Genomic DNA, 25203 nt, shown 5'->3' on the forward strand with positions numbered 1-25203 from the left:
TCCTATATAGGCTTAATGCTGGCTGTCCTTGATGAACTGCCAGAGGTTTGCATGTAGGTTATCAAAGCGGTAGCTGTCTGAAATCTCGTACCTGACCGAGTTGCCGTACTCGTTGGTGACTTCAAGCACCGGCACGTCGCCTTCCGAGTTTATCGTAATGCTCTTTTTCGCCAGATAAACGGACAGGCCCTCGTTCTTTTTGCCCTTTAGTATTTTCAGCTCTACCAAGGTAGATTATGTGCCATCATAGAGATATATCAACTCTAGGCAGTCGCTACCCGCGTCTTGGCTGGCATCGCTGCCCTGTTGTAGTCATCTTCGATGCGTACAATGTCGTTTTCATCGAACTTGCCGTATGCGATTTCAAGTATCACGCATTCGCTGTCAAGCGCGCTAACGCGGTGTCTTGCTTGCTTTGGAATAGAAATGGTCTCGCCTTCTTTGAGAACTGTGTTCCTGTCGTTCAGCTCGACCATTGCGGTGCCCTTGATCACCTTCCAGAACTCGGATCGCTTGTTGTGGTACTGAAGGCTGAGCCGGGAATTTGCATTGACATAGATCAGCTTGACTGTGCAGGGCTTGTTTTCATGAAACTTTTCAAACCTGCCCCACGGCCTGCTTTCAGAATAAATGTTCATGAAAAGAAATAGCCAAGAAACAATTTAACGTTTTCCATTCAATATAAATACAGTTCATGCAAAAATTATTCGTGTCCAAGTCGAACAATTGCATCAACAACGAGCACGGATCGTGCAAGGGCATCATCAAGGAGGCGGACTTGACCAAGATATGTGTGTGCCCCTGCCATGACAGCATGTACCAGCTTGTCAGAAACACGATCGCAGTTGTGAACCAGAACCAGAGAAACAACCCCTACCAGTTCACGCACGATAGCTACATCTAGGCCACTTTGGCAGGCTTGGCCTTGTAGACAACCTTCATGTAAAGCAGAATTATGTTAAACGCTGTGGCGGTGGCGTTTGCCCCGATTATTACAAGATCCTCCTTGAATATGCCATAGACCATCCAGAGCACAGTGCCTGTCGCAAACATGCTCATGAGGTACCGCGAGACATCCCCCATGCTCTTGGTCCTGTACGCCCGGACTATTTGGGGCAAAAAGCTGGATGTTGTAAGTGCTGCTGCCGCCACGCCTATCATGGATATCATCAAGTCTATAGTCACCTGTCCAAGCAGGGGAAAAACCATTACTATTCTGGCTTTTCTGGGATTGGTATTAAAACTCTGCTATAGTTATTATAATCACGCCAGCATAGCATCTGCCATGACCCAGCTGAAAGACTTGGTTGATGGTACGGTCGTGGGCTCTGGCTCGGATTTCATAGTCATACAGAAGGGCAAAAAGCGGCTTTTACTTGAATCCCCGAACTTTACTATAAAGGAGCTAAAGAGCGCGACGACGCCGTACGGCTCTCACATAGACTAGCTGGCTTAACTTTTTAGTACTGAGTCAAAAAATTTATCGTAAAAAGTTAAATTGAGTTAGCGAAATAGTCTCGACGTCTTTGAAGCAAAAGGCTACTGTTGAGGTTGCAGCTGCGCAGCAAAAGCCGCTGACAAAAGGAAAGGTCAGGTACGACAAAAAGGCCGAATCGGAATTCTTTGTCGACAACTCTGCGCTGGCAGGCTTTACCACCGAACGCATCCTGTACATGGCTGTAAGGGAGCTAATTGAAAATTCGCTTGACTCTTGCGAAACTGGCCACATCCTGCCAAAGATATCGCTGTCGCTCAAGATGAGCGATCAGGCAAACGATCTGTGGACCATAACCTGCGAAGACAATGGCATTGGGGTGCCTTTAGACAAGGTGCCGGTGGCGGTTTGCTCGTTCCTGACGTCGGGCAAGTACGTTGAAAAGCAGCAGCGTGGCCTGTTCGGCGTCGGCCTCAAAATGATAGCTGCTTTTTCTACCAAAGACACCATTCATCCACTCAAGGTCTGGTCAAAATCGCACGAAGAAGGATCAGAGTATTATTTTGAACTGCGAACAGACATCAGCACGAACAAGCCGATCGTCCTTGCCAAAAGGCCAGCCAAGGGCGAAGAGAGCAGGATCGTCGGGGACTCGGGGTTCAGGGTCGAGGCGGTGCTCCATGCAAAACTTTCCCCGATCACAAGGAATAACATAAAGGCCAAGATCAACGAATACATCAGCCAGACGAGCATCGTCAACCCTTATGCTATTATCGAATATGAAACTGACGAGGGCAAGGTCACGTTCGATCGAAGGACCGAAGTGATGCCGCAGCCTGCAAAGGAAGTCTTGCCCCACCCAGCGGACATGGACCTCCAGACACTCAAAAAGGCGATAATGAATTTCATGAACAACAAGACCACCCTTCAAGGGGTGCTTGCAGCCTCGTTCCAAAAGATGTCGAGCGAAAAAGCCAAGGATATCATTGCCAAGGCAGGACTGGAGAACAAGCCGGCAGACAAGTATAGCGAGAACGAGCTTATCGAGATAGTCAAGGTGTGCAAGCATATGCCCTTCCAGCAGGCAAACACCGATCACCTGAGCCCGATCGGCGAGGAGATCCTGACCACCGGCATGACCTCTGAATACACCATAGTCACCACAAAGGAAGTCGTCCCTGCAGCAGAAGGCTCTGGCGCACCCGAGGTCCAAAAGCCGCAGATTACAGTCAAGGTACTAAAACCGTCGCTTACTGCCTATGCTTCCCGCACATGCGTCATCAACAACCGCCCAACGATAGTGGAATGCGGCATTGCGTATGGTGGCGACATTCCGTCGTTCAAGCTATACAGGTTTGCAAACAAGATCCCTCTGCTGTACGACGAGGGCTCTGATGTGGCGAGGGAAGTGGTCTCTGAGGTAGAGATAAACAAGATGGGCATCACAAAAAAGGAGGCCAAGGAGCAGTTCGCAAACCCAGAAGTGAAATCTGACAGGGCAGTCGAGCTCTTGCCGCTGCACATATTCTTCCACATCTGCTCGACCAAGATACCGTACAAGACTGCAGGCAAGGAGAGCATTGCGTCGGAAGGTGAGCTGAAAAAATACATGAAATACTGCCTGTCAGAGCTGTATCGGAAGGTGAGCGCGCAGATCAGAAAAGAGCTGCGCATGAAGGAGGCCCAGAGCAGGCTGAACCTGTACAAGTATTACATCCCGCTTATAGTAAGCGCTATTTCTGAATCGATCAAGGTTGATCCTGTCAAGCTTGAGCAGGCGTTCACAGAGCTTGCAGAAAAGCACGTCAGGATCGAGCAGCTGGTCAATAATACCCCTAGTAGTACTACTACCGCAGAAAAAGAAGACAAGATCACTACTGAGCGCATCGAAGAAGAGGCGGAAGAAGCAGTGGAGATAGACGGCGAGCTGATCAAGCCAGACAAGGATCAGATCGCAATCAATACGGCGAGGAAAAAGGGCAAGCTCTCAAAGCCAAAGGCCAGAAAGGAAAAAGTGCCTGAAACTCTGCAGAAGGATGATGACAAGCAAGCAACTCTTGACACAGTTATTAAAGACAATAACAAGCCGCTAAAAGGAGGAGAAGTAAGGAGGAAGAAAGCAAATGCCAGCAACTGACAAGCGCCACCAAGAAGTCATCAAAAAGATCAAGACAATAATGAAGGACGTTAGCACTGACCTTATGGTACAAAAGATGATGCCCGTTCTAAACGTCCCAAAGGTCGGCTATGACAACACCGTGTGGTCTGACGAAAAGAGGATGCTCACGATAGGCGACAAGACAGTCGGCATAAGCCCGGACAGCACTAAAAAGATTCCCACCTTTACCCAGTATCTCGTGATGGCAAATGCGGTGCGCAAGCTGTTGGACGAAGAAATGGAGAGCACGATCAGGGGTATGTATTACGCAACCCTGAGCACGGTGGGCGACGAAAAGAACAAGCAAAAGTTCTGGACGGGTCAGGAGGACTCTGACGATGCCATCAAGGCGATCGAACTCTTGACAGGAGTCCCAAGGGAAGAGTTCTCCGTCACCTCAAAGCCAAAGGGCATGATCTCTGGGCCAATCACGCTCCGGGTAGGGGGCGACGTCATTGACTGCAACCTTGGCAGCAGGGCCACTTCGCAGCTCATACCGACCAATATACGCGATGTGGAAATAGTGAAGGTCAAGGCTGACTTTGTCATGGTCGTGGAGAAAGATACGGTGCTCAACAACATCCGCAAATCCGGGTTTATTCAGAAATACAACGCGATCCTAATGACCGGTTCGGGCGAGCCGGACAGGGCGACCAGAATGATGGTCAAGGCGCTCAATGAGGAGTGGAAAAAGCCCGTAGTCGTGTTTGCAGATGCCGACCCATGGGGCCTTGGCATAGCGCTCCGCTACAAGATCGGCAGTGAATCGCTCAGCTATGACAGCGACAGGCTCGTGACGCCCGATGCAAAGGTGCTCGGAATGATGTTCTCTGACATTTACGAATACAACATACCAGAGGTCGCAAGGCTTGCAGCATCAGATGACGACCTTAACCGCGCAAATGACATGAAGAAAAAGCCATGGTTCCAAGACAAGCAATGGCAGAAGGAGCTTGATCTGTTCCTGAAGAAGAAGGAAAAGTGCGAGCTGGACGCGTTCTTCAAGCACGGCTTCAAGTACCTTGCAGAGGTCTACCTGCCTCGCAAGCTGCGCGAAGCTGGAGTCATATAATATCATAAAATTACGGTTTTATGTAATTATCTTACAATACAATCTTTTACAAACGTTTATAATTCATGGAAGGTTCGTTGCCTTATGAGCCTCTTATGGAGCGCATCCACTCTCTTTGCCTCATAGAGGGAAGCGAAGATACTGGTTACCCGGCACTATATGATATCGTCAGTAAGTATGCTTCCCGAAATTATGCAGTCATTTACGCTGTTGAAAATGATGTGGCCGAGACGGTCAGGCACATGAGCCGGCGCATCGATGTTGAGACGCTTGTTGAATCCGGCGCGCTGACAATAGTCGACAGAAACGTGATGTACTCGGTAGAAAAGACCAACAACCTTGAAGGTCAGGCTATCTTGGACTCGTGGCACTCTCTGATGCTAAAAGTGAAAAAGAGATCGAATTCTGACGGGATCCTTGCGATTGGAAGCGCCGAGACCTTTTTTGAGCACCATGTAGACCCTTGCAAGCTTGTCAACTACGAAACGATAGTAGGCAAAAAGTTTCACATTCCTCTTGAAGCCATCTGCTGCTACAGCGCAAACGCTTTCTCCAGACTGTCGTTTGGAGATCTGGTCGCAATTTTGAACGCCCACCACTCGACCATCCACACAAACAATCGTTACAGAGAATGGCACCCATCCAAGTTCATCGAGCTAGCACGCAGCGGCCTTGATAGGGCGCTTGGGCACGAGCTATCCGACCTTATTTTCAAGACAATGAAGCTCTGCTACAGGATAAACGACAGCCACATCATATCCAGACCCCAGATCTTGGAAGACATGCTGGAAAGGATAATGGGGAAAAAGGCTGCAGACGCCACTATGAGATACGTAAAGGACGAGGTCAGAAAATCTGTCGCGTTTAGCTAAGAGATCATTCGGCCAGAGTTTCTACTGACTCGCCCGTTGGCAGCGGCGCGTTTCTATCGACGCTGTACTTGAACACGTCAGAGTAGTCCATCCCGAGGATGACGTTTCTTCCAACAGCAATTATCTTTGACTTGGGGACGTCAAAACGCCAGTCGTAGTGGCCCCAGACTACAATCTTGTCGTCAGTCTCCCTCATCACGTGGCCGACATGCTCTTCGTCCTGCGTCCTCACGCCCTTGTTAAAGAGCGACTTGGGATACTTGCCTTCGTAGGTCGCAAGGTCGACTGGCTCTGGCAGGTCTATAGAAGGAGCACTGTCTGCCGGCAGCGGGTCTTTCCTGTCAACCTTGTATTTCCTTACTATTTCATAAAAAGGCAGGTCTATCAGCACGTTGCCTGCCGCAAACCTGATCGTCGATTTTGGGATGTCGTATCTGTCATCGCCTCCGCCAAATACCACAATCTTGTCTGAAGTCTCCCTTACAACGTGGCCGACGTGTGGGGAATCCAGCGCCTTTACGCCCTTGTTGAAATACTTGCCGGACACCATATATAATGCAGAACTCGATTCTATTTTATTAAAATGGTCTATACGCAATGTTAGTGTAGAATCTTCTATTTAGTAAGCCCATATAGTGTATTTTTTGCTGCCAAACCTTGACTTTATGACGCTGACAACCTGCCTTGCAGATTCAAGGTACTGGAAGTCGCTGCCATGCTGCACGATAAACATGCCAGAAGCGTTCCTATTGACAAATATTTTTTCGTCGCCGGCATTATCATTATTCTTCTTCTCTATCCTTATGCCTTCGTCGACGTCAAGCGCGGCCAACCTGCCGGCCAGCTCGGCGGCCTTGATCTGGGTACTCCGTGGCATCTGTAGGAGAGATCTATTTCTGCAAATGGCATTTTATCTCTTCTTCTCTCTAGTGTTGTTGTTCTTCATTTTTGACCGTCGCCGCCCTCTTGTCCATCAGAGCGAGCGGCTTTGTAGTGGTATTGCAGTTTCGCATGGTCATTTTCTGGTGAATAGGAAGTGCGAATATTTTTCATCAAGCGGCTTTGTGCTGCCTTTGCCATAAGGCGCGAAAAATAGAGCATACCCTCTCCTTCATATGCACGATCAATACCATCTTTGACAGCCACGCTTTTCATGGCAACTTTTGTCGTAAGGGGTTCTTCTTTCAAAAAGACTACATCATATCGGTATCGTGCCGCATCCTTGCCGAACAGAGGTGGAGCGCCCTCTACCACACTTTTCAGTTGTTCGTGCGTGAGGACGACAAACAACTTGTGAATTGTAATGAAATGTTATCAGACAGGACTCTTTCAATCTTATTGGTCATCAGTCTTGTCCTGTTCTGTTCATCGGCGGCCCTAAACAGAATATTGCCGCTTTGGATATAGGACGTCACATTTGTAAATCCTACCTTCTGCTCAAAACACGCTACTAAATCGGTCATCCGGATAATGTTATTCCCGCCCATGTTAATGCCGCGCAGCAGTGCAAGGCACTGATGATATGCATCTGCTTTGCTGCTCACGGCCAATATTGGTCTGGATGTCTTTATATTATGCTCTATGATATGAGCAGAAGAAAGAATGGGATGGTTGTAGCTGTCCCACGGGCTTCTGTCTAATATATGGTGTTCGCAGATACGACATTTTAAAAGACAAACCGGGTTCCGACACTTGGCGGGATAAATTTTTCAGGCATCCTCTGGATTATCGTGTTTACGGCTTTCCATCCGGTACAATGGCAAGGCACAATATAGTCGGGATCAGCACTCTGCAAATCCTTCAAGGTTGGTTCGATTGCTTCCTCCTGTAGCCGGCCTGATAAGTGGAAGCCGCCGAGGACCGCATGAATCTTTTCGGTACCACCCAGCCTCCGGGCATAGTTTATTGTGTTGATTATTCCTGCATGGCCGCAACCGCTGACAACAACCAGCCCCTTTCCTTTAACTTTTGCAATGAGCGCCTGATCATCTTTGACTAATGGGTCATGAACCAAACCTTTTCCCTCCACTTCTGCATACTGTGGCGGAAAACCTTTCTCATAGCTTGTTTCTCGCGGAATCTGGCCGCTAATAATAAGACGGGGATCTTTTTCATCTGGAAGGCCAGTCGGTCCTTCGTTTTTATGTATGATTGACCCGTATTCCTTTAGAGCCGCCTCATCTAGGACAGGATTGATCAGGCGGGTCCCGTCTGGAAAAATATCCCAGCGCCTTAGGAAGGCATCAGGATGTGCATACAGCCTGACAGGTCTTGAAATTCGTTTTAACACGCTTTGAAGTCCTGTAAAATGATCAAAGTGCCCGTGGCTCAATACAATGGCGTCAATCTTCAAGAGGTCTATTCCAAACAGATCAGAGTTGAAGATGACGCCGTTTTCACTCGTTCCTGTATCAAATAGGTAAGTCTTCTGCTGCTGAACCGATCCTCCGTCTTCTCCACCATATTGAATTTCTATCAGAGCAGAGAACCCGTGTTCTGCTAGTGGTGCAGGAAGAAATTTTCCATCCCTGCCCAATGGCGGCCGATGCGCATGCGGCGAGCTGGCAAGCAACCTGTCAGTAACGTTATCCATTAGAAGAGTAATCGACATCTTGCTGACAGGGAGAAGTCGCATGCTATGAGAGAGTGCAAGCTGAGCGAATAAAAGCTTTGATGGCTGCTGCATTATCTGGTTGCATATGTCAGTTTGCAAGCCAGCAGTTATTGACCGAATCCTATTTTTCTAGCGTAATCCTACTGAACCCGCTTTCTGAAGTGGAACTTTAGCAGAACCCCACAAAATTCTTTAACTACTGCCAAAGTTGGATGTATGTTTGATTTTATCGCTTGACCATGCCGGCGGTGCAATCAAGATCGACGTTTTGACAAGCAAAAGGGCAAAGAGACTCAGGCTTGTTTCCGGCATAAATGGCGTGCAGGCGATCGTCCCGCCGGACTACCGCGTCGAAGAGCTTGAGAGTTTTGTTTCTGCAAAGAGGGACTGGATTATCAAGACATCGAGGTACTACATCAGGCTGAAGGAGCGCTGCGGTGGAGGGCACGAGCCGGGCACGATCTATTTCCTTGGAAGCAAGTATCGCTTCCACATTGTAAGGGATAGGCAGCGGTCGGCAGTCGTCTCTGATGCAATGAAGGTGATAACCTTCCACGTAACGGACAGGCGAAAGTACAAGGAAGAGATGCAGGAATGGTACAAGGAGCAGACGGGTAAGATAATATCCGAGCGATTGCCGGCGCTTGCTGCAAGGCTGAACCTGCAGTACAACAAGGTATCGATAAAGAGCCAGAGGTCCAGGTGGGCCAGCTGCTCAAAAAAGGGCAACCTGAACTTTAACCTGCTCCTGGCAGCGGCCCCGCGTGAAGTCATTGACTACGTCATAATCCACGAGCTCATGCACCTGATAGAGATGGATCATTCAATCAGGTTCTGGCAGCTGGTAAAAGAAGCAGACCCTGATTACAAAAAGCACAAAGAGTGGCTTACCAGCTATGCGCCAGTAATAAAGATAGGCTAGGCTCCCTCTGTTGCTGTTTTTGTCCTGCCAGCCTCTTCCAGATCCACTTCTGTTTCCACCTTGACGCTCCCCGGCTCTGCTGTTGTTGTGCGCTGCGCCTGTGGCTCTACTGTCCTCTTCCTGTAGCGTGGCGCATCTCTGGCAAGGGTCCGCAGCTCCTCCACCGAGGGCTCGGGCTCCCTCTCAAACTTTGACCTGACGAGGCCGCTTGGCGCATCTATCCAGAGCTGGCTACCATCGTAGTCGCGGATGTACGCCTTGGGGATGTAATAGATGTGGACATCCGATACGCCCTCCCTCACCACGACAAACTCATTTCCGATCCGCTCCACGTAGCCTATCTCCACGTTGTCTGTAGTCCTGACGTGCTGGTGTATCAGCTGGTCCCATGGGATGTTGTACGTCGTGCCGGAATAGTCGACAGGGATCTCTGTCGACGGCTCTTTTGCCATCCAAGGCACGCCGTGCAGGAACTGCGGGTAATCGGCCTCGACTCTGCGCATCCTCTCCTGATAGTCCGCGCTCTGGAACTCTGAAGGCGGCGGAGGGCTGTCGCGCTCGAATCGATCCTTGATCTCATTCTTTGTAAGCGAAGCGTAAAGGCTGTCGCCGTCAAATCCTTGGATATAGAATTTTGGTATATAGTAGTGCTTTTTGCTCACCAGGCCTTCCTTGACTTCGATGTAGTCGCTTGAAACGCTCTCGACATCTCCTAGATCTTTCCTGTCGCTTGACTTTACCTTCTTGTCTATTATCTTGTCCCACGGCATCTGGACCATGTTTGCAGGGATGCTTGTCGCAAATTCAGGATACTTCTCCATGACGACTGTCCTGCGTTTTGCGTATTCCGGGGTCTCCCATTCTGACGGCTCGGGCGCATTTTCTCTTTCAAACTTGGACTTTACCTCGTCCCTTGTAAGCGACACCCACAGCTTGTCACCGTCGTACCCGCTCAAGTAGTACTTTGGTATAAAATAGTAATTCTTCGAGACCGTTCCTTCCTTTGTCTGGATATAGTCGCGGGTTATGCTCTGCACCTTGCCAAGGTCCTTGTCGTCGCTTGATTTGACCTTCCTGCCTATGGCGCTATCCCACGAAATGATATCATGATTACTCATTATCCATGACTTTGGCACATGCAATTTATCGGTTGCAGACCAATCTTACATAACTCATATTTTCCTCAGCCGCGCTGCAGCAATGCCTGCGGCTACGCTCCCTGCCAGAATCAATGATGCAGCAACCGAGAATTCTGGCACGATTGTAGCGGTGAACGAAACCGAGTCTGTAAGCTCCTCTGCCGTTGTGGTGCCGCCGGCGCTCCAGCCCGGCCGGATGTCCGTTATGTTGATCGTAACAGGGCCGGTGTAGTTGCCTTCAAGGTCGATTCTCTGTGTCCCCCGGCCGCCGAGCCCCGGCTGATCCATCTTTTTCCATAGCTCCCTACCATCATCTGCTGCATAGATCGCAATGTCATAACTCTCAACTGGAAGCGTAGTCTCTATCATGCGCGGGTCTGTAAAACCGCTTGCGCCCGGAGTGCTCTGACCAGTCGTGTTGGTCTCTGTCTGTGGAAAGTTCTCTGCGGTTGGTCGGGGAGAGCTGGCGTTGAGGAATGCTATTTCTATCTGCAGTATGCGCTGGAAAACCGACACAGGGTCCTGCGGCCATCTGATCTCCACAAGGTAAATGCCCTTTTCCGAAGTTTGCTCAAGGACAGGCTCATCGCTTCTAGTCGCGTTTAAGAGACTGCCTTCTGTCGCATTACTCTTTAGCGCTCCACGCGGCTCTGTCAGATTATTATCATCATCCTCTTGCGCAAATGCCGGCTGAACAACAGACAAAACGATTATCAATGCCAATGGCGCGGCCAGCGCGAGGTGCCTTACTATTATCACATATACCATCGCCCAAAATACAATATAAAGAACAGCGATAATTGTTCAATAAGTGCAGTACAAAGTTTATAGAACTGTTGGCTCGGCATTCCCCATATACAGCAAGATATGGATATCGAAGAGCGGCTTGCACTTGTAACGCGGGAGCCGACCGAGGAGGTCGTGACAGCAGACGAACTCAGGGCTCTGCTTGAATCAAAGGCCCACCCAAAGCACTACATCGGCTTGGAAATATCCGGCGTGCTCCACCTTGGCAGCCTGGTGCTGACAGGATTCAAGATAAACGACTTTATCAAGGCCGGCATCCACTCGACCGTTTTTCTTGCCGACTGGCACACCTACATCAACGACAAGCTGGGCGGTGACTGGGACAGGATAAAAAAAGTCTCGCAGTACTATGCAGAGGCATTCAAGTTCTTTTGCCCCGGTGTCAATGTCGTCCTTGGAAGCGACCTTTACAGGCAGACGGACAGCTACTGGGAAGACTTTGTGCGCTTTAGCAAGCACATGACGCTTGCAAGGACCATGCGATCGCTTACGATCATGGGGAGGAGCGAGGCAGAGAAGAACCTTGACCTATCGCAACTGCTATACCCGCCCATGCAGTCAGTCGACATCAAGGCGCTCGACCTTGACATCGTGCACGCCGGCATGGACCAGCGCAAGATCCACATGCTGGTCCGCGAGATATTCCCAAAGCTTGGCTGGAAGGTGCCAGTGGTAGTGCACCATCACCTGCTGCCGGGCCTCTCGGAGCCTGTCAGGGCGGGCCTTGACGAGAACGCTGCGGAGGACGCAAGGATATCGAGCAAGATGAGCAAGAGCAAGCCGGCAAGCGGGATACTCATCCACGACGATGAAAAGACGATCAGGGACAAGATTTCAAAGGCGTTCTGCCCGGTGGGAGTGGCCGAGGGTAACCCTATCTTGGAGCTGGTGCGCTACATTGTCTTCCATCAGTTTGACGAGTTCGTGATAGAGCGGCCTGCAAAATATGGGGGCAATATGACATATACGAGCTACAAGGACGTAGAGCGCGATTTTGTGGCGAAAAAGATACACCCGATGGACCTGAAAAACGCGACTGCGACCTACGTCAATAAGATAATCGAGCCGGTCTACCGGCACTTTAAGGGAAGAGAGCCGGCTATTATCTGACCAGCTTCCTTGCCTCTTCAATTATTCTTGCCACTTCGTTTGCAGGCGTGTCCTTCTCCATTGTGATGTAGTAAAAGTGCTCCTCGCTTGCAATAGTCAGTATCTTGACCTTCTCGTTTTCTGTAAAAGTATATTCCGTCTTGCCTATCGACCTTTCAAAGTTCTTGCGGAGCTGGTTCCTTGTAGCCTCGATAAAGTATTCGTTCCTTGCTTCGTCCTGCTTGAGCAGGGGCACTACTCCCTTGCGCAGGCCGCCGGCCAGCGTGCGGCCAAACCTGTTCATAATGCCGGCGTAGCGTATGCGCGGCGATATTGCAAGGATGCTGTTGCACTTTTCCTTGTACTTCCTAGTCTCCGGGTCTGCCTGCGGTCTGGACATCAGATAATTTTAGAAAGCAGGTAATATATGAACTACCTTATACGAGGTTTGGTATCGACATGCTGCTCAGCCGCCGCTTCAGGTACACTGATAGCGCGATCGACACCACTGCCAGCATCGCTGCAGTAAGGACTATGATGCTAAAAGCCTGCGTTGACGGGTACGCCAGTGGCTTGCCGGCCACCACCTCTATCGTCGATTGGTACACATCTGCATGTACACTCCTGCAAGGGCGGGACCTATCGAGCTCCCGACAATTCTCAGGAGCGTATTCATCCTAAGCGATATGCGGTAAACTCTGCAGGCGTGGCAAGCAGGGTCACGTTCAGCGCCCCGACGTTTGTGAGGGACAGCCCGGTTAACAGCACTGCAAGGCCAGCCGCGACTGCCATCCAGCTTCCATGGAACGCAAGCAGGAAGAGGAACCCTGTCGCCGTTACAGAGGTAACTATGATTATCGGTTTGATGGAGCCCATCTTGTGCACAATGAATTCCGAGGTGGGCCCAAACACCAAAAGCACTATTGCAAACTGGAGCTGCACATAGCCGGCGGTCGCCGCGTCTCGCCTCCAAAGCCAAGCGGCACAGGGTTTCGGACAAGCACCGGCACCATCTGGAACACCATGAACATGGAGAACCCGACTACCATGATTATCAGGTTGGACGGCGAGCACCTTCCACGCAGAAGCTGGAATCTTTACCGGGCTTGCTGCCTTGTCCTTATCTTCAAATGCTCCAAAATTCTTGGTCCAGTAGGTAGATTCTAGTGCACTTGCCTAATTAAAAGCGGGGAAAAGAAAATGGATGGAGAGGAGGGGTTTTACTCCTGACCTTCTCCTGTTGTTGTCCCTGTTGCTTCTTCTGTGTATGGGAAGACCAGCACAAGCACAAATGTCGTATCTGACTTGTCAGGCACCGTTGTTGAGTCTGTGCCATTATTGACAAGCGTCACAGTTACAGTCTGGGGCGAGGTCCAGTCCTCCTGAATGACGCTGCTTCCTGTTTTTATGTTCTTGAACAATTCCGTGGAACTCTTTGAACTGCCGAGGTCATCATGTACACCAGGGTCCTCCATAGCAAAATCGCTGAGCGGATCGCGGCCAGAGTAGTCCAGCCCACCGCCACTGTTTGTTGTTCCAAAGCTATCGTCGCCATAGCTGCCACCACTACCATTCATCATCGAATGCATCATTAAAGACATCATGTCTATCTTGCCAGCGAATGCAACTATCGTAACTGGGTCTGATCTTCCAGTCTCGTTTTCATTTGCAACTGTCACCGAGACCTCATCTTCGCTCTCCACCACCACTCCTGTCACCTTTGCCCCTTCTACCAAGCTTGCTCCAAATACGGCCAGAAATGACTTGCCAGTGCCATTGCTGTCTGCAGACGTTATTGTATCACCAAGGCCATAGCTGCTGTTGTTGTCTGGATGTGCCATCTGTGCTGATGCGGGCGAGCTTGCAAGTGGTAGAACCGCCACCGCTGCTACCAACAGAGCTACGATGCTAAAGGTTTGCGCGCTTTTATCAAGCCTCATGCGTGCTCTTGCAAAATATGCTATTTAGCAGGTTCCAAAATTATTGACGAAATGAAATAACGTTAAAGACTGACATAAGATTCTGCCTAAAAACAAAAAGAAGAGAGAGACTAGCGCATTGTCTTTAGTATGATTACGGTGTTGGTATCAGACACGCCCTCTATCTTGCGGATATCATCTATGCACTTGTTTATCTCGGCTATAGATGGAGCCGCAATTATCGCAGCAATGTCGTACTGGCCTGTTATTTCGTAGACCACTTCGACGCCGCCAAGCTTCATGAGCCTGTTGGACACGGCCGAGGTATCCGCGGTCGAAGCCACGGAAATCAGCGTTATGGCGCTTGTCTTGTCACTTGCGCCAAGCTCGATCGTAAAGCGCTTGATGACCCCGCTGTCCACCAGATTCTTGACCCTCCGGCGTACGGCCGATTCTGAAAGCCCTATTTCATTTGCGATCTCGACAAATGCTTTGCGGGAATCTGCCTGCATGATGTGGAGTATCTTCTCATCTGTCTCATCGATGTTAGCTGATGACATTCCTTCTCTTTTCCTCGCTAGTTAATACAGCGTCCATTATATCAACTGCGCGGGAAACCGTCGTTTCATCCATTACAAGTGGCGGAAGGAGTCTTATAATGTTCCTTCCCGAGTACAACATAAGCAGTCCGTTGCGAATTCCGTCAAAGAGCACATCCTTTACCTCGAAGCGAAGCTCTACCCCGATCATCATGCCAAGGCCTCTCACCTCGCGGATTATCTTGTGCTTCTCTTTCAGCCGATTCAGGCCCTCTCTCCAGTGCCTGCCCATCTTGGCGGCGTTTTCAACAAGCTTGTCTTCGGTCAGCGCTTCAAGCGTCGCAGTGCCTGCAGCGCACGCTATCGGGCTCCCGCCAAAGGTTGACGAATGCTCGCCAAGCTTTGTCGCTTCCATTATCTCCCGCTTTGCCAGTATAAGACCCATCGGTATTCCGCCAGCGATCCCTTTTGCAAGGCACATGATGTCCGGCGTAGTGTTCCAGTTCTGCCCTGCCCACATCTTGCCTGTCCTGCCAAGGCCTGCCTGGATTTCGTCAAATATCAGGACGAGATTGCGCCTGTTGCAGATCTCTCTTATCTTTGGCAGTAGGTCGTCTGGCGGCACAATGATGCCAGTCTCACCCTGTATCGGTTCCAGAATCACAGTTCCGATTGTGTCGTCGATGGCTTCTTCCAGCTTGCCTGGGTCGCTGTAGGGAACGAACTTGACTCCGTCCAAGAGCGGCATGAATGATTTGCGATACTTTTCATTGTAGGTTACAGAAAGCGCGCCAAACGTCTTGCCGTGGTACGCGCCATTCATTGCTATTACGCCATGCTTGCCCGTATATTTGCGAGCAAACTTGAGCGCGCCTTCCACAGATTCGGCGCCACTGTTTGTAAAGAACATTTTGGTCAATCCTGGCGGCACCACAGTCGACATCTTGTCCATGAACTTTAGCCGAGTGTCATTGTATACAGACATGTGGGCGGTAATGAGCATATCTGCCTGCTTTTTGATCGCAGCCACCACTCTGTCGTTGCAGTGGCCGACGAGTGCGACGCCATAGCCTCCCATGCAGTCAATGTATTCCTTGCCCGCGGTGTCCCACACTCGTGCGCCCTTGCCCCTTGCAAGGTTCACCGGGAACCTCTGGTAAAGTGCTGCCAGGTGCTGATCTTCGCCGTTCATTTTGGAGTTATCACCGTGCAGTTATTGTGAGCAATGGCCGAAGAGATGGGGTTTTCAACCTGGCCGGAGGCAATTATCGCTTCCTTGACACCCATCTCAAGCGCCTCTGTGCAGGCAAGCACTTTCTTTTCCATGCCAAAACCTATCTTGGGCAGAGCCGCCTTTGCCTGCTCCAGAGTCATTGCGGTCACCAGCTTTTCGTTGAGTATCAGCCCGTTGACGTTTGTGATGAATATCACCTTGTCTGCCTTGACGCCGCCTGCGACGTATGCCGCCGCCCTGTCACCGTCGACATTCAGGAAATCGTATTCTTCGCTCAGCGCGATTGGCGACACTACCGGCACGAAGCCGTTGTCAACCAAGTTGTGTACCAGCGCCGGGTCGACTGCATTTATCTTGCCTGTATAGCCGCCGTCAATCATCATCTTTCTCCCTTTTTCATTTATTATCAGCAACTTTTTCTTGCGCTCGGCTTTCAATATGCCGCCATCAATCCCGGCGATCCCTACAGCCTTGATGCCTTGGCGCAGGAGCATGCCTGTGATTGCCTTGTTTATCTTGCCTGACATGACCATTGTGTAAATGTCTGCAGTCTCTTTGTCAGTATACCTGCTGCGCACTCCGCCTGGCGACACTATGAACTTTTGCTCCTTGCCCAGCTTTGTCGCAGTCGCGGTCACCTCCTTGCCGCCGCCGTGCACAAAGACAAGCTTGTCCTTTTCAGTGATTGCCTTGATGTCTGCAAGGGTCGAGGGGTGCAGCCCGTCGACTACGCTTCCGCCTATCTTGATGACTATCATACCGGTGTCAGCGGAGTGTATTTCAGCCCTTCAGTTTCGTCATAGCCGGACATTACGTTCATGACCTGTATTGCAGAGCCGGCAGCGCCCTTCATGAGGTTGTCAGAAGCAGAAAGTGCCACTATCCTCTGGTTGTACTCGTCAATGTCAAAGCCCACATCGCAGAAGTTAGAGCCTACCACGAACTTGGGATCAGGGAACTTGTAAAGTCCCTTCTTGTCGCGGATCAGGCGCACGAATGGTTCGCCCTTGTACGAGTTGCGATACATCTTCCACAGCTCAAGCTCTTCTACCTGCCTCTTCAGGAACGTATGGTTCGTAGTCAGTATGCCTCTTACGATGTTGACTGCGTGGGGGCTCATGCTCACCTTGATCTGCTTTTTCGCTATCATTGACAGCTCTTGCTCTATTTCGCCGGTGTGCCTGTGCTTTGCCGGCTTGTACGGCCTGACGACACCATAGCGCATGGCATGGTGGGTGCCGGCGTTGGCCTTCTGGCCTGCGCCTGACGAGCCAATCTTGCTGTCCACTACGACGTGGTCGGTGTCAATAAGGTTGTTTTCAATCAGCGGCTTGAGCGCAAGGAGCGATGTCACTGCCATGCAGCCGGGGCACGACACCAGTTGCGCCTTCTTGATCTCTTCGCGGTGGAGCTCTGGCACGCCATAAACAGACTTGCTCAGCATGTCGGGAAAAGGATGCTCCCAGCCGTACCACCTGACATAGTCCTTTGGGTTCTTTAGCCTAAAATCAGCCGATAGGTCGATTACCTTCATCCCCCTGTCGTAGAGGTCCTTGACTATCTTGTTTGCCTTGCCGTGCGGCACCGACGTGAACACGAGGTCGCACGAGTTTGCCAGCTTTTCCGTGTCCATCGGCGAGAAGGTAATGTCAATGAATCCCTTCAAGCTTGGGTGGACGCGGTGCACGTACTCGCCGGCCTTTTGCCGCGACGTGACCATGTTCACCTCCACCTTTGGGTGAGTGACCAGCAGCCGAAGCAGCTCTCCTCCTACATATCCAGAAGCGCCAACTACTCCAACTTTCATCATCTAGCAGTTCTTCTCCTTTATTGCAACAAAACTGTGCATTTTATAGAATTTTCGCCTCAAAAATCCTCATTTATATTTTTTGGTCAGATATGACCTAATGCAGGTCAATATTGACCAATTTTGGTCATCACTTCTTGGCAAGCTTGACAGCATAGTCTATCATTGCACCGGGGATGTCGGTCTTTGATACGCTGGCGGCGCCATGGAACTCGACTGTGTTATTCACTTCGTGAACAATTAGCCCACGCTTTTTATCCTCCATCATGTCCACGCCCAAGATGCCGCCGCCGACAGCTTTTGCAGCTTTTATCGCCAGATCCTCAAGCTCTTTTGTTATCGGCGCAAGCTCGGCCTTACCTCCGCGGGCGACATTTGTGCGAAACTCATTTTCAGCAGAATAGCGGTAGATCGCGGTGACTACCCTGTTGCCCACCACTATGCATCTGATGTCCCTCGGCGGCCTGTCAATCATTTCTTGGACATAATAGATACGGGCAAGTGGGCTGTCGTCCTCTTCTCTCATTTCCACAATCATGCCGGCGGTCTCTTCGTCGCGCAGCGGGAATACTCCCCTGCCCCACGAGCCCACGATCGGCTTGAGCACCAGTGGAAAGCCGGCCTTGCGTATTGTTTCAAGCGCGCCTTCGGCGCTGAACGCAAACTGCGTTCTAGGGGTCGGGATGTTGTTCTCTGCCAGCACGAGCGAAGTTATCAGCTTATTGCCGCAGGTCTCAGCCACTTTGAACTTGTTTATTATGTTAAAGCCCAAGTGCTCAAGGCAGGCAGTGAGGTACAGCCCCCGGTAGTGGCTCACGCTCCTCTGCATAATGACGTCGCCGAAGGTAAAATCCTTCTTTTTGCTGTCCGTGCTTACTGTCACCGTCTTGGCATCCACTATCTGCGCCTTTACACCCTTGCTCTGCGCTTTCTCGTACAGAACCTTCTCTTCAAAGCGCACCTTATCATAAATAATAGAGAGCTCTACCACCATTATTGTCCCCAGTCTTCGCCTACTGTTTCAGCCGGCTTCAGCTCCACCTTGTCGCCACTCTTTGAGGCGATCTCGTAGTCGCCGCCGCAGTCGGGGCATGTCACTATTTCCCCTACTACCGCGTCTTCTGGAACGCTGATGTCGGCTCCACATTCTTGGCATTCAACTTTTGATTTCATTTTTTTCCTCCTTTTTGTTGTTGTTTCTTGTCTGAAGAAGTTGTTGCATCTGCAGCCACCGAGTTTGCGATGATAGACTGCAGGCCCCACAGCTCAACGAATCCCTTTGCCAGGCTCTGGTCAAAGGTCGACCCGGCGGCATAAGTCGCCAAGTCATTTTTGTATAGTGAATATTTCGATTCCCTGCCAACCACCCGGAGAGACCCTTTTTGCATCTTCAGCTTGACTTTTCCGGAAACTCGGACCTGAGTCGCATCTATAAACTTATCCAAGTCATTGCGCAGTGGATCCTGCCACAGCCCAGAGTATGCAAGCCAGCTCCACTGATCGTCGACCATCCGCTTGAATGCAAGTTCGTGCTTTGTCAGCACCATCTTTTCCAAATCTTTATGGGCTTCGATTATCGTGACTGCTGCCGGCGCTTCATAGACCTCCCTTGACTTGATGCCGACTACACGGTCTTCGATGTGATCGACGATTCCAACGCCGTGCGCGCCGGCCTTGTCGTTGACGTATTGTATCAGGTCAATGAGGGGCATGCGCTTGCCGTCGGCGGCTACCGGCACGCCCTTCTCAAATTCAATCTCGACGTATCCGGCCTTGTCGTTCTGGAAGTTGATGTACTGGAACGCCTCTTCTGGCGGCTCAAAGTCGGCATCCTCTATGTTGCCGCCTTCAACAGCCCTGCCCCAGAGGTTTAGGTCGATGCTATATTTCTTGGCCTCGGCGCTTATAGGGATGTTCTGTTCCTTTGCAAATTTCATCTCAACGTCGCGGGTCAGGTTCATGTCCCGGATAGGCGCGATTATCTTTAGTTTTGGATTCAGCGCACGCATCGTAACGTCGAACCTTATCTGGTCGTTGCCCTTGCCTGTGCAGCCATGCGCTATGGCAGTCACTCCTTCTCTGTTTGCAACTTCGACTACCTTTGCGGCGATCAGCGGGCGCGCAAGTGCGGTGGCAAGCGGGTACTTGCCCTGGTACAGGCCGTTGGCCTTGATGCTTGGAACAACGTAATCATGAGCAAATTCTTCGCGGGCGTCTATGTAGATATGCTTTATTGCCCCTATTGCCTTGGCTTTCTTTTCGATCTCTTTAAAGTCGTCCTCCTGGCCGCAGTCAACCGTGACTGTTATTACATCAAGCTTGTGCAGAGTCTGTAGATACCTTATGCATACAGAAGTGTCCAAGCCCCCCGAGTAGGCCAGAACAACCTTGCCGCTATTTCCCAATTACATGCGTTGCGTTTCAAGCACTACATTTATATTTTTTGGTCAGGAATGACCTAAATCAGGGTGATAATGACCAATGCTGGTCAACAATGAAAAATCGATAACGAACGCAGTCAAAGAGGTCGTCAACAACGACCTGTCGTTCCAAGACTCGCTCCAGCGCGACTACTGCAACATAAGTGCGCTTGCCCGGCTAATCAAGCCACATGTAGACCAGCTGCTTGGCGGTAAGAACACGAGCATCGAGAGCATAGTCACCGCGCTCAAGAGGTCAAGGCGCGACTATGACGTGCCGGAAAAGCCGATAGCGTCCATACTGGCGGGCAGCACGATAAGCGTCAGGACCGACGTAGCCAAGGTCTCGGCCGAAAAGAGCAAAAAGACGATCGAGAAGGTCGCAAAGGCCATGACACAAAACGTTGGCAACTTTATCAGCGTATCAGAGAGCATCATGTCGATCACGCTCGTGTTTGATGACGCGCTCCTTGACGAGGTCAAGGCGATGTTCGCCCACGACGACATTCTAGAGATCGAAGACGACCTGGCCGCGATCATTGTGCATAGCCCCGAAGAGATAATCAAGACGCCGGGGTGTGCAATTGCGTTCTATAACCAGCTCGCCCGCCGCCATATCAACATCGAAGACACCGTCAGCTGCTATACTGATACAATCGTTCTTGTCAAGATGGAGCAGGTAGGCAAGGCGTTCAATGCGCTTACTGATCTGATATCAGGCTCTAGAAAGATGCCAAAAAAGAAGCACAGGTGATTATTACTGCCTGTCCCCCATCACGGCAACCTGAGCGCGTTTTATGCTGAGCAGCGCAAACAGAGCAGAGACTGCCGCTCCTGCGTATAATCCAAGCCCGATCAGTAGGTTCCCGCTAAATCCCACGATCATTGCAAGCGTGGCAGCAAGGACCGTCCCTATTATCGAGGCAATAACGTTGACACCCCACAGCAAGGTGGTGTTGTCTTCCTTGTTTTTCACAAGCGAAGCCATGCTGATAAGCGACGGGAACTGGAAGCCCATCAGGAGGCCGGCGGGGAACAAGAGCGCCACAGTGAGCGCGGCTCTGGCTGTGAGATCCATTGTTATGCTCGAATCTATGATCCCTTGCAAAAAGTAAAAGTTGAACAGGATCATGCCTGCCAAGATTGGCACCGAAACAAACACCGCCCTATACGGTCTGCCGCCAAACAGTCTGCCGCTCAGGTATGCGCCTATCCCGCTTGACAAAAGGATGGAGAACAGTATGACTGTCAGGGCCATTATGGGGGTCCCAAGCAACAATAGGAACTTTTGGATAAAGGTAATCTCTAGAATCATAAAGCCAAGGCCTATAAATACCGCAAAGAGGACGTGGGACCCGGACGTGGCATCCATCCTTGCCTTTTTCTTTCTGGCGTTCCACATAAGCAGGACTGATAGCCCGGCAGAGATGCCAAGCACGGTCTCAAGCAGGACTATCATCTGCTGCGGCACCGGTTCCCTTGCAAAGTAGAATGGTGAGTCGTCCGTCGGGACCTTGGGGTTTGAGACTTGAGCGAAATAGTCGTTGTAGCCTTCGCTTGAAAAGAGCTTGTCATATGGAGGTTCTATGTACTCATCAGACAGCATGATAATGTCAGCGCGGCCTTGCTCTGCCTTTTCCCTTGTCAGGTCGATCTGGGCATCTGTAAATGGCGTTGGCTTGACTACAACCAGAACGGGGTAGTATGTTTGCGCGTCATCGGTCCGCCCAAAGAAAAGCCCCGGCCTGTCTTCAACTACCATGACATGCTTGCTTACCTCTTCCCTGCTCTTACCTGTCTCCTTCATAAGAGAATCGGCCATAAGCGGCATCAGCCGCGGCAGCTCAAAATTCCACCTTATCATGACAAGCATGCCATCTTCGTTCAGGTGACGCAGGTACTGCTGGAATGCTTCTGTGGTGTAAAGGTAGTTCTCGGAAAGCGCGTAGCCGCCCGCAAGTTGCGCAGCCCAGGAATCCACCAGCTTGATCATTATCGCGTCGTATTTCTCTTCTGTCGAGCTGATAAAGCGCCGGCCATCATCTATGAACAATTGAACGTTGTCGCGCTCGTACGGGCTGCCTGCCGGATCTGCAAACCGCTTTGCAGCAGAGACTATCAGGGGGTTCAGCTCGACAACGGTAACTTGCTCCGAGCCGCCCGCCAGCGCCACCAGAATGTCTTCGCCTCCCCCTCCCCCGATGACGAGCGTGCTTTCCACTTTATCTATCTCGTATGGCAAGTAGTCCATGTATTTCTGCATCCAGAGGAGATCACTTTGCGAGCCATTCCAGCGAAATATCGGCGTGCCGGCATCCGCATCAATAATGATCGCGGCAAGCTCTCGGGAGTCTTCTGTCGAATCATAGTTGTTGAGAGTGCTATTCACCTTGGTTTCCCGTGTAACATCGATGCGCGAAAAAGAGTTCCACTCTTTTGAGAGGTGCTCAAACCTTTCTGGGTTCTTGAGCTGGTAGTACAGTCCCTTGTTGCTGCCAGGACGCACTTCAAACGCGTCAAAGGCCGATGCATTCCCCGCTATCGGCACCAGCAGAGTCGCCGCAAGGACGATGCCTGCAAGCATCTTGAGCCTATCTGTTATTACTGCGATCCCACTTGGAAGGCCCTTGAGCGCAAGCGCTCCTGCTATGGCCGACCCTGCAACCATGGGGGCCGTCAGGAGGATCACGTATTCCGCTCCAAACCCCCTCATAAGAGGGTCCAAGAGAAGCGTGGCTGCCGCGGCACCTACCAAATCTGCAAAGTACAGCTTGCTTATCTTTTGCGGCATTGCGTAAAACACCAGCGCCATTACCGACCCGGCGAAAAAGAATGGGACAGACGACACCAAGTAAAAGAGGTGTATGTTGGAAGTGCTTGGCGGGATCGCTGATATCAGGAAGACAAACACAGGTACCGAAATGGCGTACGCGACTGCAAAGTAGATTATCCTAGACGACAGCTGCTCCTTCCTTTCATATATGCTCTTCCACTTGGCGCTGTCCTTTTGGATGTGTATTACAAGCGAGCCTATCCCGAGGCCAAAGAACGCCACAGAGATCGCCATGAATGCATAGTCATACCAGAGGATGATGGAAAAGACCCTAGTCAGCGCAAGCTCGAACAGTATAGTGCTGAGGGAGGCAAAAAACAGGACTACAAGCAGAAAGATAAGGAAGGGTTTCAAATAGCCTGTATACAAAAGTCAACATGCTGGATATGCGTTTACGAACATTTCACATCTAGCTTGGAAGTAGCGAAATCTTCTAGTGCAATATATGTATGCAAAGTTTATTTCGTGCAAGTTGTGAAAAGCTCATGTGTACCGGCGTTATACGCTCGAAGAGGTCAAGCGCAAAATAGTCGACATTTTGCAGGGCGCCGGCACGGGCCTGTCCGGCATAGAGCTGGCGGACAGGACAGGCATCAACAGGATGACGATCACGAAATACCTTGACATCATGCACGCGATGGGACTTGTGAAAAAGAAAAAGACAGGCAACGTGAACGTATGGTTCCTTGAGACTGGTGTCGCCGATATTGAGTTTCCCGTGAACTACATCCAAGTGCAGCAAAAGCTGATAAGCGCTGTCATGGCCGGCGAGGAGGAGCAGGCGCGCAGGATACTGCTGAGCGTGCTTAATTCAGACATTGATCAGGTGAGGGTACTGACTGACGTTATCCTGCCGGCTACAAACACCATAGGTGAGCTATACAGCAGGGGCAGAGTTGACAAGACCGAGAGGGCGTTCCTGCTCAACCTGATGATGGAGCTGATAGATCTGGTAAAGTTCAATGTCAGGCCGTCTGAGCAAAAGGCAAACGCCAACATGCTTGCTGTTGCCGGCTCTGACGACAAGGTGCACGTGGCCAAGAGCGCAGCTGTGGCTTTTTCGGTGCTTGGGTGGGACGCGCTTTACATAGGCGATGTAGAGGAGCAGATCGATCCCTTCTTTGATATCGACTTTCAGCGCTATATTTTGCGTGTTTGGGGCGCTAAGCGCGGCCTGATGCTTGTCTGCATATTTTCGTCCGGCGAGGGGTCGCTCCGGTTCCTCTCGTCCACAGCCAAGGCAATGAGAGGCAGGCTCAAGGGCGAGCTCCGGGTAGCAGTCCTTGCCACGCCGGAACTGCAGGCGGTAGCAGAGGAGAACTCTGACCACGTCGCAAAGGATCTCCTGTCACTGGTCCAGTGGGCCGAGCGCGAATACAACAGCGCTGTCAGGTAGCAGCAGTAGTAGTGGCTATGCCTGCTGGAGCGGGATCGGGGTTATGGGTGGAGCTCCCGGCACTATCGCCTGCATTATCAGCGTGATTATCACTCCAATGATTGCAAACACTATCGTTGCAAGTATTGCTATGGCAAGGGCTCGGATCCAGCCGGTCTCAAAGCCTTTCTTGAACACACCTATCCACGCAATGAATGCAAGGATGAATGCTATGATGGCAGGTATCGTCGGGTCGCCAAGCGCAACAGTCAGCACCGCGACGGAAATGAAAAACACTATGGCGTAAACTATAGGGCCCACCGCGGTCACAAGCATGGCGCGGGTAAACTTGGCCCTACCCAGTGTGAGGATCTTGGCCGCTATCCACACTGGGATTGTGACGATTATCCATAGTGCGATTAGGCCGACAATGACTGCGGCGGCAATTATCGCGATCTCGGCCCCGGTCTGAAGCAAAAGCTGCCCGAGCAACATTGTTACACTACATTGCGTTAGGATTTAAGGGCTGCGAGCTTTTGCTTGTTTTAGCGTTCCACTCCAAAGGATATCTTGACAGTGGTCTTGTATCTCACTATATTGCCTGCATTGTCTATGTCGGCAGTCATGTCCTGAATCTTTATGCCGTGTATCCCGTGCACCGTCTTTTTGGCCTCGTTTATGGCAGTCTGCGCGGCATCCTCCCATCCTTTGCTTGAGACGCCAATAACCTCAATGATTTTGGCTACAGATGACATATATGCACCCTCTGATGCGATTTTTTATTTACGCAGTACCGAAAAAACACATAGAATAATAGTTCAAGTGAACATGCATAGCCAGAAAAGAAGTGGGTGGCAGTTTGCATGCTGCATTATGTAGAGGATATGTCTGAATCTAGTAACCATATTTGAAGTGCTAGAATTAATTGGAATTCTGTGATCAGAAATCGCACTGCAAACTCCTATAAT

Annotated in this window: 34 protein-coding genes; 9 read left to right on the top strand and 25 right to left on the bottom strand. The window is 50.7% G+C overall.

The features are described from left to right. Window positions 1–12: 12 nt before the first annotated feature. Both NGAR_RS13945 and NGAR_RS13950 read right to left on the bottom strand, forming a co-directional pair. Window positions 13–228 carry a hypothetical protein gene (locus NGAR_RS13945; protein ID WP_015020425.1) on the bottom strand — a complete coding sequence of 72 codons (216 nt, stop codon included), beginning with the start codon at window positions 226–228 and terminating at the stop codon, window positions 13–15. 35 nt (window positions 229–263) lie between these two features. Beyond that, window positions 264–638 carry a phosphomannose isomerase type II C-terminal cupin domain gene (locus tag NGAR_RS13950; protein ID WP_015020426.1) on the bottom strand — a complete coding sequence of 125 codons (375 nt, stop codon included), beginning with the start codon at window positions 636–638 and terminating at the stop codon, window positions 264–266. Window positions 639–709: 71 nt separating this feature from the next. Here NGAR_RS13950 and NGAR_RS13955 point away from each other — a divergent pair, with 71 nt between their 5' ends. Beyond that, window positions 710–904, top strand: coding sequence for a hypothetical protein (locus NGAR_RS13955; protein WP_015020427.1), 195 nt, complete (start codon window positions 710–712; stop codon window positions 902–904). Here NGAR_RS13955 and NGAR_RS13960 read toward each other — a convergent pair. Further along, window positions 901–1209, bottom strand: a complete 309-nt coding sequence (locus NGAR_RS13960) for a SemiSWEET family sugar transporter (RefSeq protein WP_228369195.1) — start codon at window positions 1207–1209, stop codon at window positions 901–903. The genes NGAR_RS13955 and NGAR_RS13960 overlap by 4 nt on opposite strands. 76 nt (window positions 1210–1285) lie before the next feature. Between NGAR_RS13960 and NGAR_RS17870 the strand changes: the two genes are divergently transcribed. From NGAR_RS17870 to NGAR_RS13975, 4 genes are all read left to right on the top strand, one after another. Beyond that, window positions 1286–1447 (top strand): hypothetical protein, encoded by a 162-nt coding sequence (locus tag NGAR_RS17870; protein ID WP_015020429.1) that lies wholly within the window; start codon window positions 1286–1288, stop codon window positions 1445–1447. 79 nt (window positions 1448–1526) lie between these two features. Then, on the top strand, window positions 1527–3572 hold the full coding sequence (locus tag NGAR_RS13965; protein WP_015020430.1) for a DNA topoisomerase VI subunit B: 2046 nt from the start codon (window positions 1527–1529) through the stop codon (window positions 3570–3572). Continuing rightward, complete coding sequence (locus tag NGAR_RS13970) at window positions 3559–4665, top strand: DNA topoisomerase IV subunit A (RefSeq protein WP_015020431.1); 1107 nt, start codon at window positions 3559–3561, stop codon at window positions 4663–4665. Before NGAR_RS13965 ends, NGAR_RS13970 begins: the two co-directional genes overlap by 14 nt. A 65-nt stretch (window positions 4666–4730) precedes the next feature. Next, window positions 4731–5537 carry an MEDS domain-containing protein gene (locus NGAR_RS13975; protein ID WP_148681508.1) on the top strand — a complete coding sequence of 269 codons (807 nt, stop codon included), beginning with the start codon at window positions 4731–4733 and terminating at the stop codon, window positions 5535–5537. Between the two features lie 4 nt (window positions 5538–5541). On the opposite strand, the gene NGAR_RS13980 is transcribed toward NGAR_RS13975, so the two are convergent. The 5 genes from NGAR_RS13980 to NGAR_RS14000 form a co-directional block, all read right to left on the bottom strand. Beyond that, window positions 5542–6087 carry a hypothetical protein gene (locus NGAR_RS13980; RefSeq protein WP_015020433.1) on the bottom strand — a complete coding sequence of 182 codons (546 nt, stop codon included), beginning with the start codon at window positions 6085–6087 and terminating at the stop codon, window positions 5542–5544. Between the two features lie 69 nt (window positions 6088–6156). Further along, window positions 6157–6414, bottom strand: a complete 258-nt coding sequence (locus NGAR_RS13985) for a hypothetical protein (protein WP_015020434.1) — start codon at window positions 6412–6414, stop codon at window positions 6157–6159. A gap of 65 nt (window positions 6415–6479) precedes the next feature. Then, the gene (locus NGAR_RS13990; RefSeq protein ID WP_015020435.1) at window positions 6480–6827 is read right to left on the bottom strand and encodes a hypothetical protein; all 348 of its coding nucleotides are present in this window, start codon (window positions 6825–6827) and stop codon (window positions 6480–6482) included. Next, window positions 6797–7081 carry a DUF1697 domain-containing protein gene (locus NGAR_RS19460; protein WP_148681510.1) on the bottom strand — a complete coding sequence of 95 codons (285 nt, stop codon included), beginning with the start codon at window positions 7079–7081 and terminating at the stop codon, window positions 6797–6799. Before NGAR_RS19460 ends, NGAR_RS13990 begins: the two co-directional genes overlap by 31 nt. Before the next feature lie 122 nt (window positions 7082–7203). Next, the gene (locus NGAR_RS14000; protein WP_187147531.1) at window positions 7204–8073 is read right to left on the bottom strand and encodes an MBL fold metallo-hydrolase; all 870 of its coding nucleotides are present in this window, start codon (window positions 8071–8073) and stop codon (window positions 7204–7206) included. A 298-nt stretch (window positions 8074–8371) separates the two neighbouring features. On the opposite strand from NGAR_RS14000, the gene NGAR_RS14005 reads away from it, so the two are divergent. Continuing rightward, complete coding sequence (locus NGAR_RS14005) at window positions 8372–9073, top strand: M48 family metallopeptidase (RefSeq protein WP_015020437.1); 702 nt, start codon at window positions 8372–8374, stop codon at window positions 9071–9073. Here the strand turns inward: NGAR_RS14005 and NGAR_RS14010 are convergent. After that, window positions 9070–10191: a hypothetical protein gene (locus tag NGAR_RS14010; protein WP_015020438.1), complete on the bottom strand. Its 1122-nt coding sequence runs from the start codon at window positions 10189–10191 to the stop codon at window positions 9070–9072. The genes NGAR_RS14005 and NGAR_RS14010 overlap by 4 nt on opposite strands. Before the next feature lie 54 nt (window positions 10192–10245). After that, a complete protein-coding gene (locus tag NGAR_RS14015) occupies window positions 10246–10971 on the bottom strand; it encodes a hypothetical protein (protein ID WP_148681513.1) in 726 nt (241 codons plus the stop codon). A 108-nt stretch (window positions 10972–11079) separates the two neighbouring features. On the opposite strand from NGAR_RS14015, the gene NGAR_RS14020 reads away from it, so the two are divergent. After that, the gene (locus NGAR_RS14020; RefSeq protein WP_015020440.1) at window positions 11080–12129 is read left to right on the top strand and encodes a tyrosine--tRNA ligase; all 1050 of its coding nucleotides are present in this window, start codon (window positions 11080–11082) and stop codon (window positions 12127–12129) included. Here the strand turns inward: NGAR_RS14020 and NGAR_RS14025 are convergent. From NGAR_RS14025 to NGAR_RS14075, 12 genes are all read right to left on the bottom strand, one after another. Further along, on the bottom strand, window positions 12122–12508 hold the full coding sequence (locus NGAR_RS14025) for a DUF6659 family protein (RefSeq protein WP_015020441.1): 387 nt from the start codon (window positions 12506–12508) through the stop codon (window positions 12122–12124). The two genes, NGAR_RS14020 and NGAR_RS14025, sit on opposite strands and share 8 nt — an antisense overlap. A gap of 37 nt (window positions 12509–12545) precedes the next feature. After that, entirely contained in the window at window positions 12546–12716 is a 171-nt protein-coding gene (locus tag NGAR_RS17875) for a hypothetical protein (RefSeq protein WP_015020442.1), read from the bottom strand. Between the two features lie 64 nt (window positions 12717–12780). Beyond that, window positions 12781–13050: an MFS transporter gene (locus NGAR_RS14030; protein WP_015020443.1), complete on the bottom strand. Its 270-nt coding sequence runs from the start codon at window positions 13048–13050 to the stop codon at window positions 12781–12783. Next, window positions 13029–13157: an MFS transporter gene (locus NGAR_RS18935; protein WP_148681514.1), complete on the bottom strand. Its 129-nt coding sequence runs from the start codon at window positions 13155–13157 to the stop codon at window positions 13029–13031. The genes NGAR_RS14030 and NGAR_RS18935 overlap by 22 nt, the downstream gene beginning before the upstream one ends. 171 nt (window positions 13158–13328) lie before the next feature. After that, window positions 13329–14048 (bottom strand): hypothetical protein, encoded by a 720-nt coding sequence (locus tag NGAR_RS14040; RefSeq protein ID WP_015020444.1) that lies wholly within the window; start codon window positions 14046–14048, stop codon window positions 13329–13331. Window positions 14049–14158: 110 nt separating this feature from the next. Then, window positions 14159–14587 (bottom strand): HTH-type transcriptional regulator LysM, encoded by a 429-nt coding sequence (gene lysM / locus NGAR_RS14045; protein ID WP_015020445.1) that lies wholly within the window; start codon window positions 14585–14587, stop codon window positions 14159–14161. After that, window positions 14574–15758 carry an aspartate aminotransferase family protein gene (locus NGAR_RS14050; protein ID WP_015020446.1) on the bottom strand — a complete coding sequence of 395 codons (1185 nt, stop codon included), beginning with the start codon at window positions 15756–15758 and terminating at the stop codon, window positions 14574–14576. Before NGAR_RS14050 ends, lysM begins: the two co-directional genes overlap by 14 nt. Next, on the bottom strand, window positions 15755–16558 hold the full coding sequence (locus tag NGAR_RS14055; RefSeq protein ID WP_015020447.1) for a [LysW]-aminoadipate/[LysW]-glutamate kinase: 804 nt from the start codon (window positions 16556–16558) through the stop codon (window positions 15755–15757). The genes NGAR_RS14050 and NGAR_RS14055 overlap by 4 nt, the downstream gene beginning before the upstream one ends. Beyond that, window positions 16555–17607, bottom strand: coding sequence for an N-acetyl-gamma-glutamyl-phosphate reductase (gene argC / locus NGAR_RS14060; protein WP_015020448.1), 1053 nt, complete (start codon window positions 17605–17607; stop codon window positions 16555–16557). The genes NGAR_RS14055 and argC overlap by 4 nt, the downstream gene beginning before the upstream one ends. A gap of 130 nt (window positions 17608–17737) precedes the next feature. Then, window positions 17738–18601 (bottom strand): lysine biosynthesis protein LysX, encoded by an 864-nt coding sequence (lysX, locus tag NGAR_RS14065; RefSeq protein ID WP_015020449.1) that lies wholly within the window; start codon window positions 18599–18601, stop codon window positions 17738–17740. Continuing rightward, the gene (lysW/argW, locus tag NGAR_RS14070) at window positions 18601–18780 is read right to left on the bottom strand and encodes an alpha-aminoadipate/glutamate carrier protein LysW (RefSeq protein WP_015020450.1); all 180 of its coding nucleotides are present in this window, start codon (window positions 18778–18780) and stop codon (window positions 18601–18603) included. Before lysW/argW ends, lysX begins: the two co-directional genes overlap by 1 nt. Then, on the bottom strand, window positions 18777–20012 hold the full coding sequence (locus tag NGAR_RS14075; RefSeq protein ID WP_015020451.1) for an argininosuccinate synthase: 1236 nt from the start codon (window positions 20010–20012) through the stop codon (window positions 18777–18779). Before NGAR_RS14075 ends, lysW/argW begins: the two co-directional genes overlap by 4 nt. A 76-nt stretch (window positions 20013–20088) precedes the next feature. Between NGAR_RS14075 and NGAR_RS14080 the strand changes: the two genes are divergently transcribed. Beyond that, window positions 20089–20781: an ACT domain-containing protein gene (locus NGAR_RS14080; RefSeq protein WP_015020452.1), complete on the top strand. Its 693-nt coding sequence runs from the start codon at window positions 20089–20091 to the stop codon at window positions 20779–20781. 3 nt (window positions 20782–20784) lie between these two features. Here NGAR_RS14080 and NGAR_RS14085 read toward each other — a convergent pair whose 3' ends face one another. Continuing rightward, on the bottom strand, window positions 20785–23214 hold the full coding sequence (locus NGAR_RS14085; RefSeq protein ID WP_148681515.1) for a spermine/spermidine synthase domain-containing protein: 2430 nt from the start codon (window positions 23212–23214) through the stop codon (window positions 20785–20787). A 133-nt stretch (window positions 23215–23347) separates the two neighbouring features. Here NGAR_RS14085 and NGAR_RS14090 point away from each other — a divergent pair, with 133 nt between their 5' ends. After that, entirely contained in the window at window positions 23348–24256 is a 909-nt protein-coding gene (locus NGAR_RS14090; protein ID WP_015020454.1) for a helix-turn-helix transcriptional regulator, read from the top strand. A 15-nt stretch (window positions 24257–24271) separates the two neighbouring features. On the opposite strand, the gene NGAR_RS14095 is transcribed toward NGAR_RS14090, so the two are convergent. Both NGAR_RS14095 and NGAR_RS14100 read right to left on the bottom strand, forming a co-directional pair. Further along, entirely contained in the window at window positions 24272–24730 is a 459-nt protein-coding gene (locus NGAR_RS14095) for a hypothetical protein (RefSeq protein WP_015020455.1), read from the bottom strand. 50 nt (window positions 24731–24780) lie between these two features. Next, the gene (locus NGAR_RS14100; protein WP_015020456.1) at window positions 24781–24990 is read right to left on the bottom strand and encodes a dodecin family protein; all 210 of its coding nucleotides are present in this window, start codon (window positions 24988–24990) and stop codon (window positions 24781–24783) included. Between the last annotated feature and the right edge of the window lie 213 nt (window positions 24991–25203).

The organism is Candidatus Nitrososphaera gargensis Ga9.2, from assembly GCF_000303155.1.
GTDB classification, from domain to species: Archaea; Thermoproteota; Nitrososphaeria; order Nitrososphaerales; family Nitrososphaeraceae; genus Nitrososphaera; species Nitrososphaera gargensis.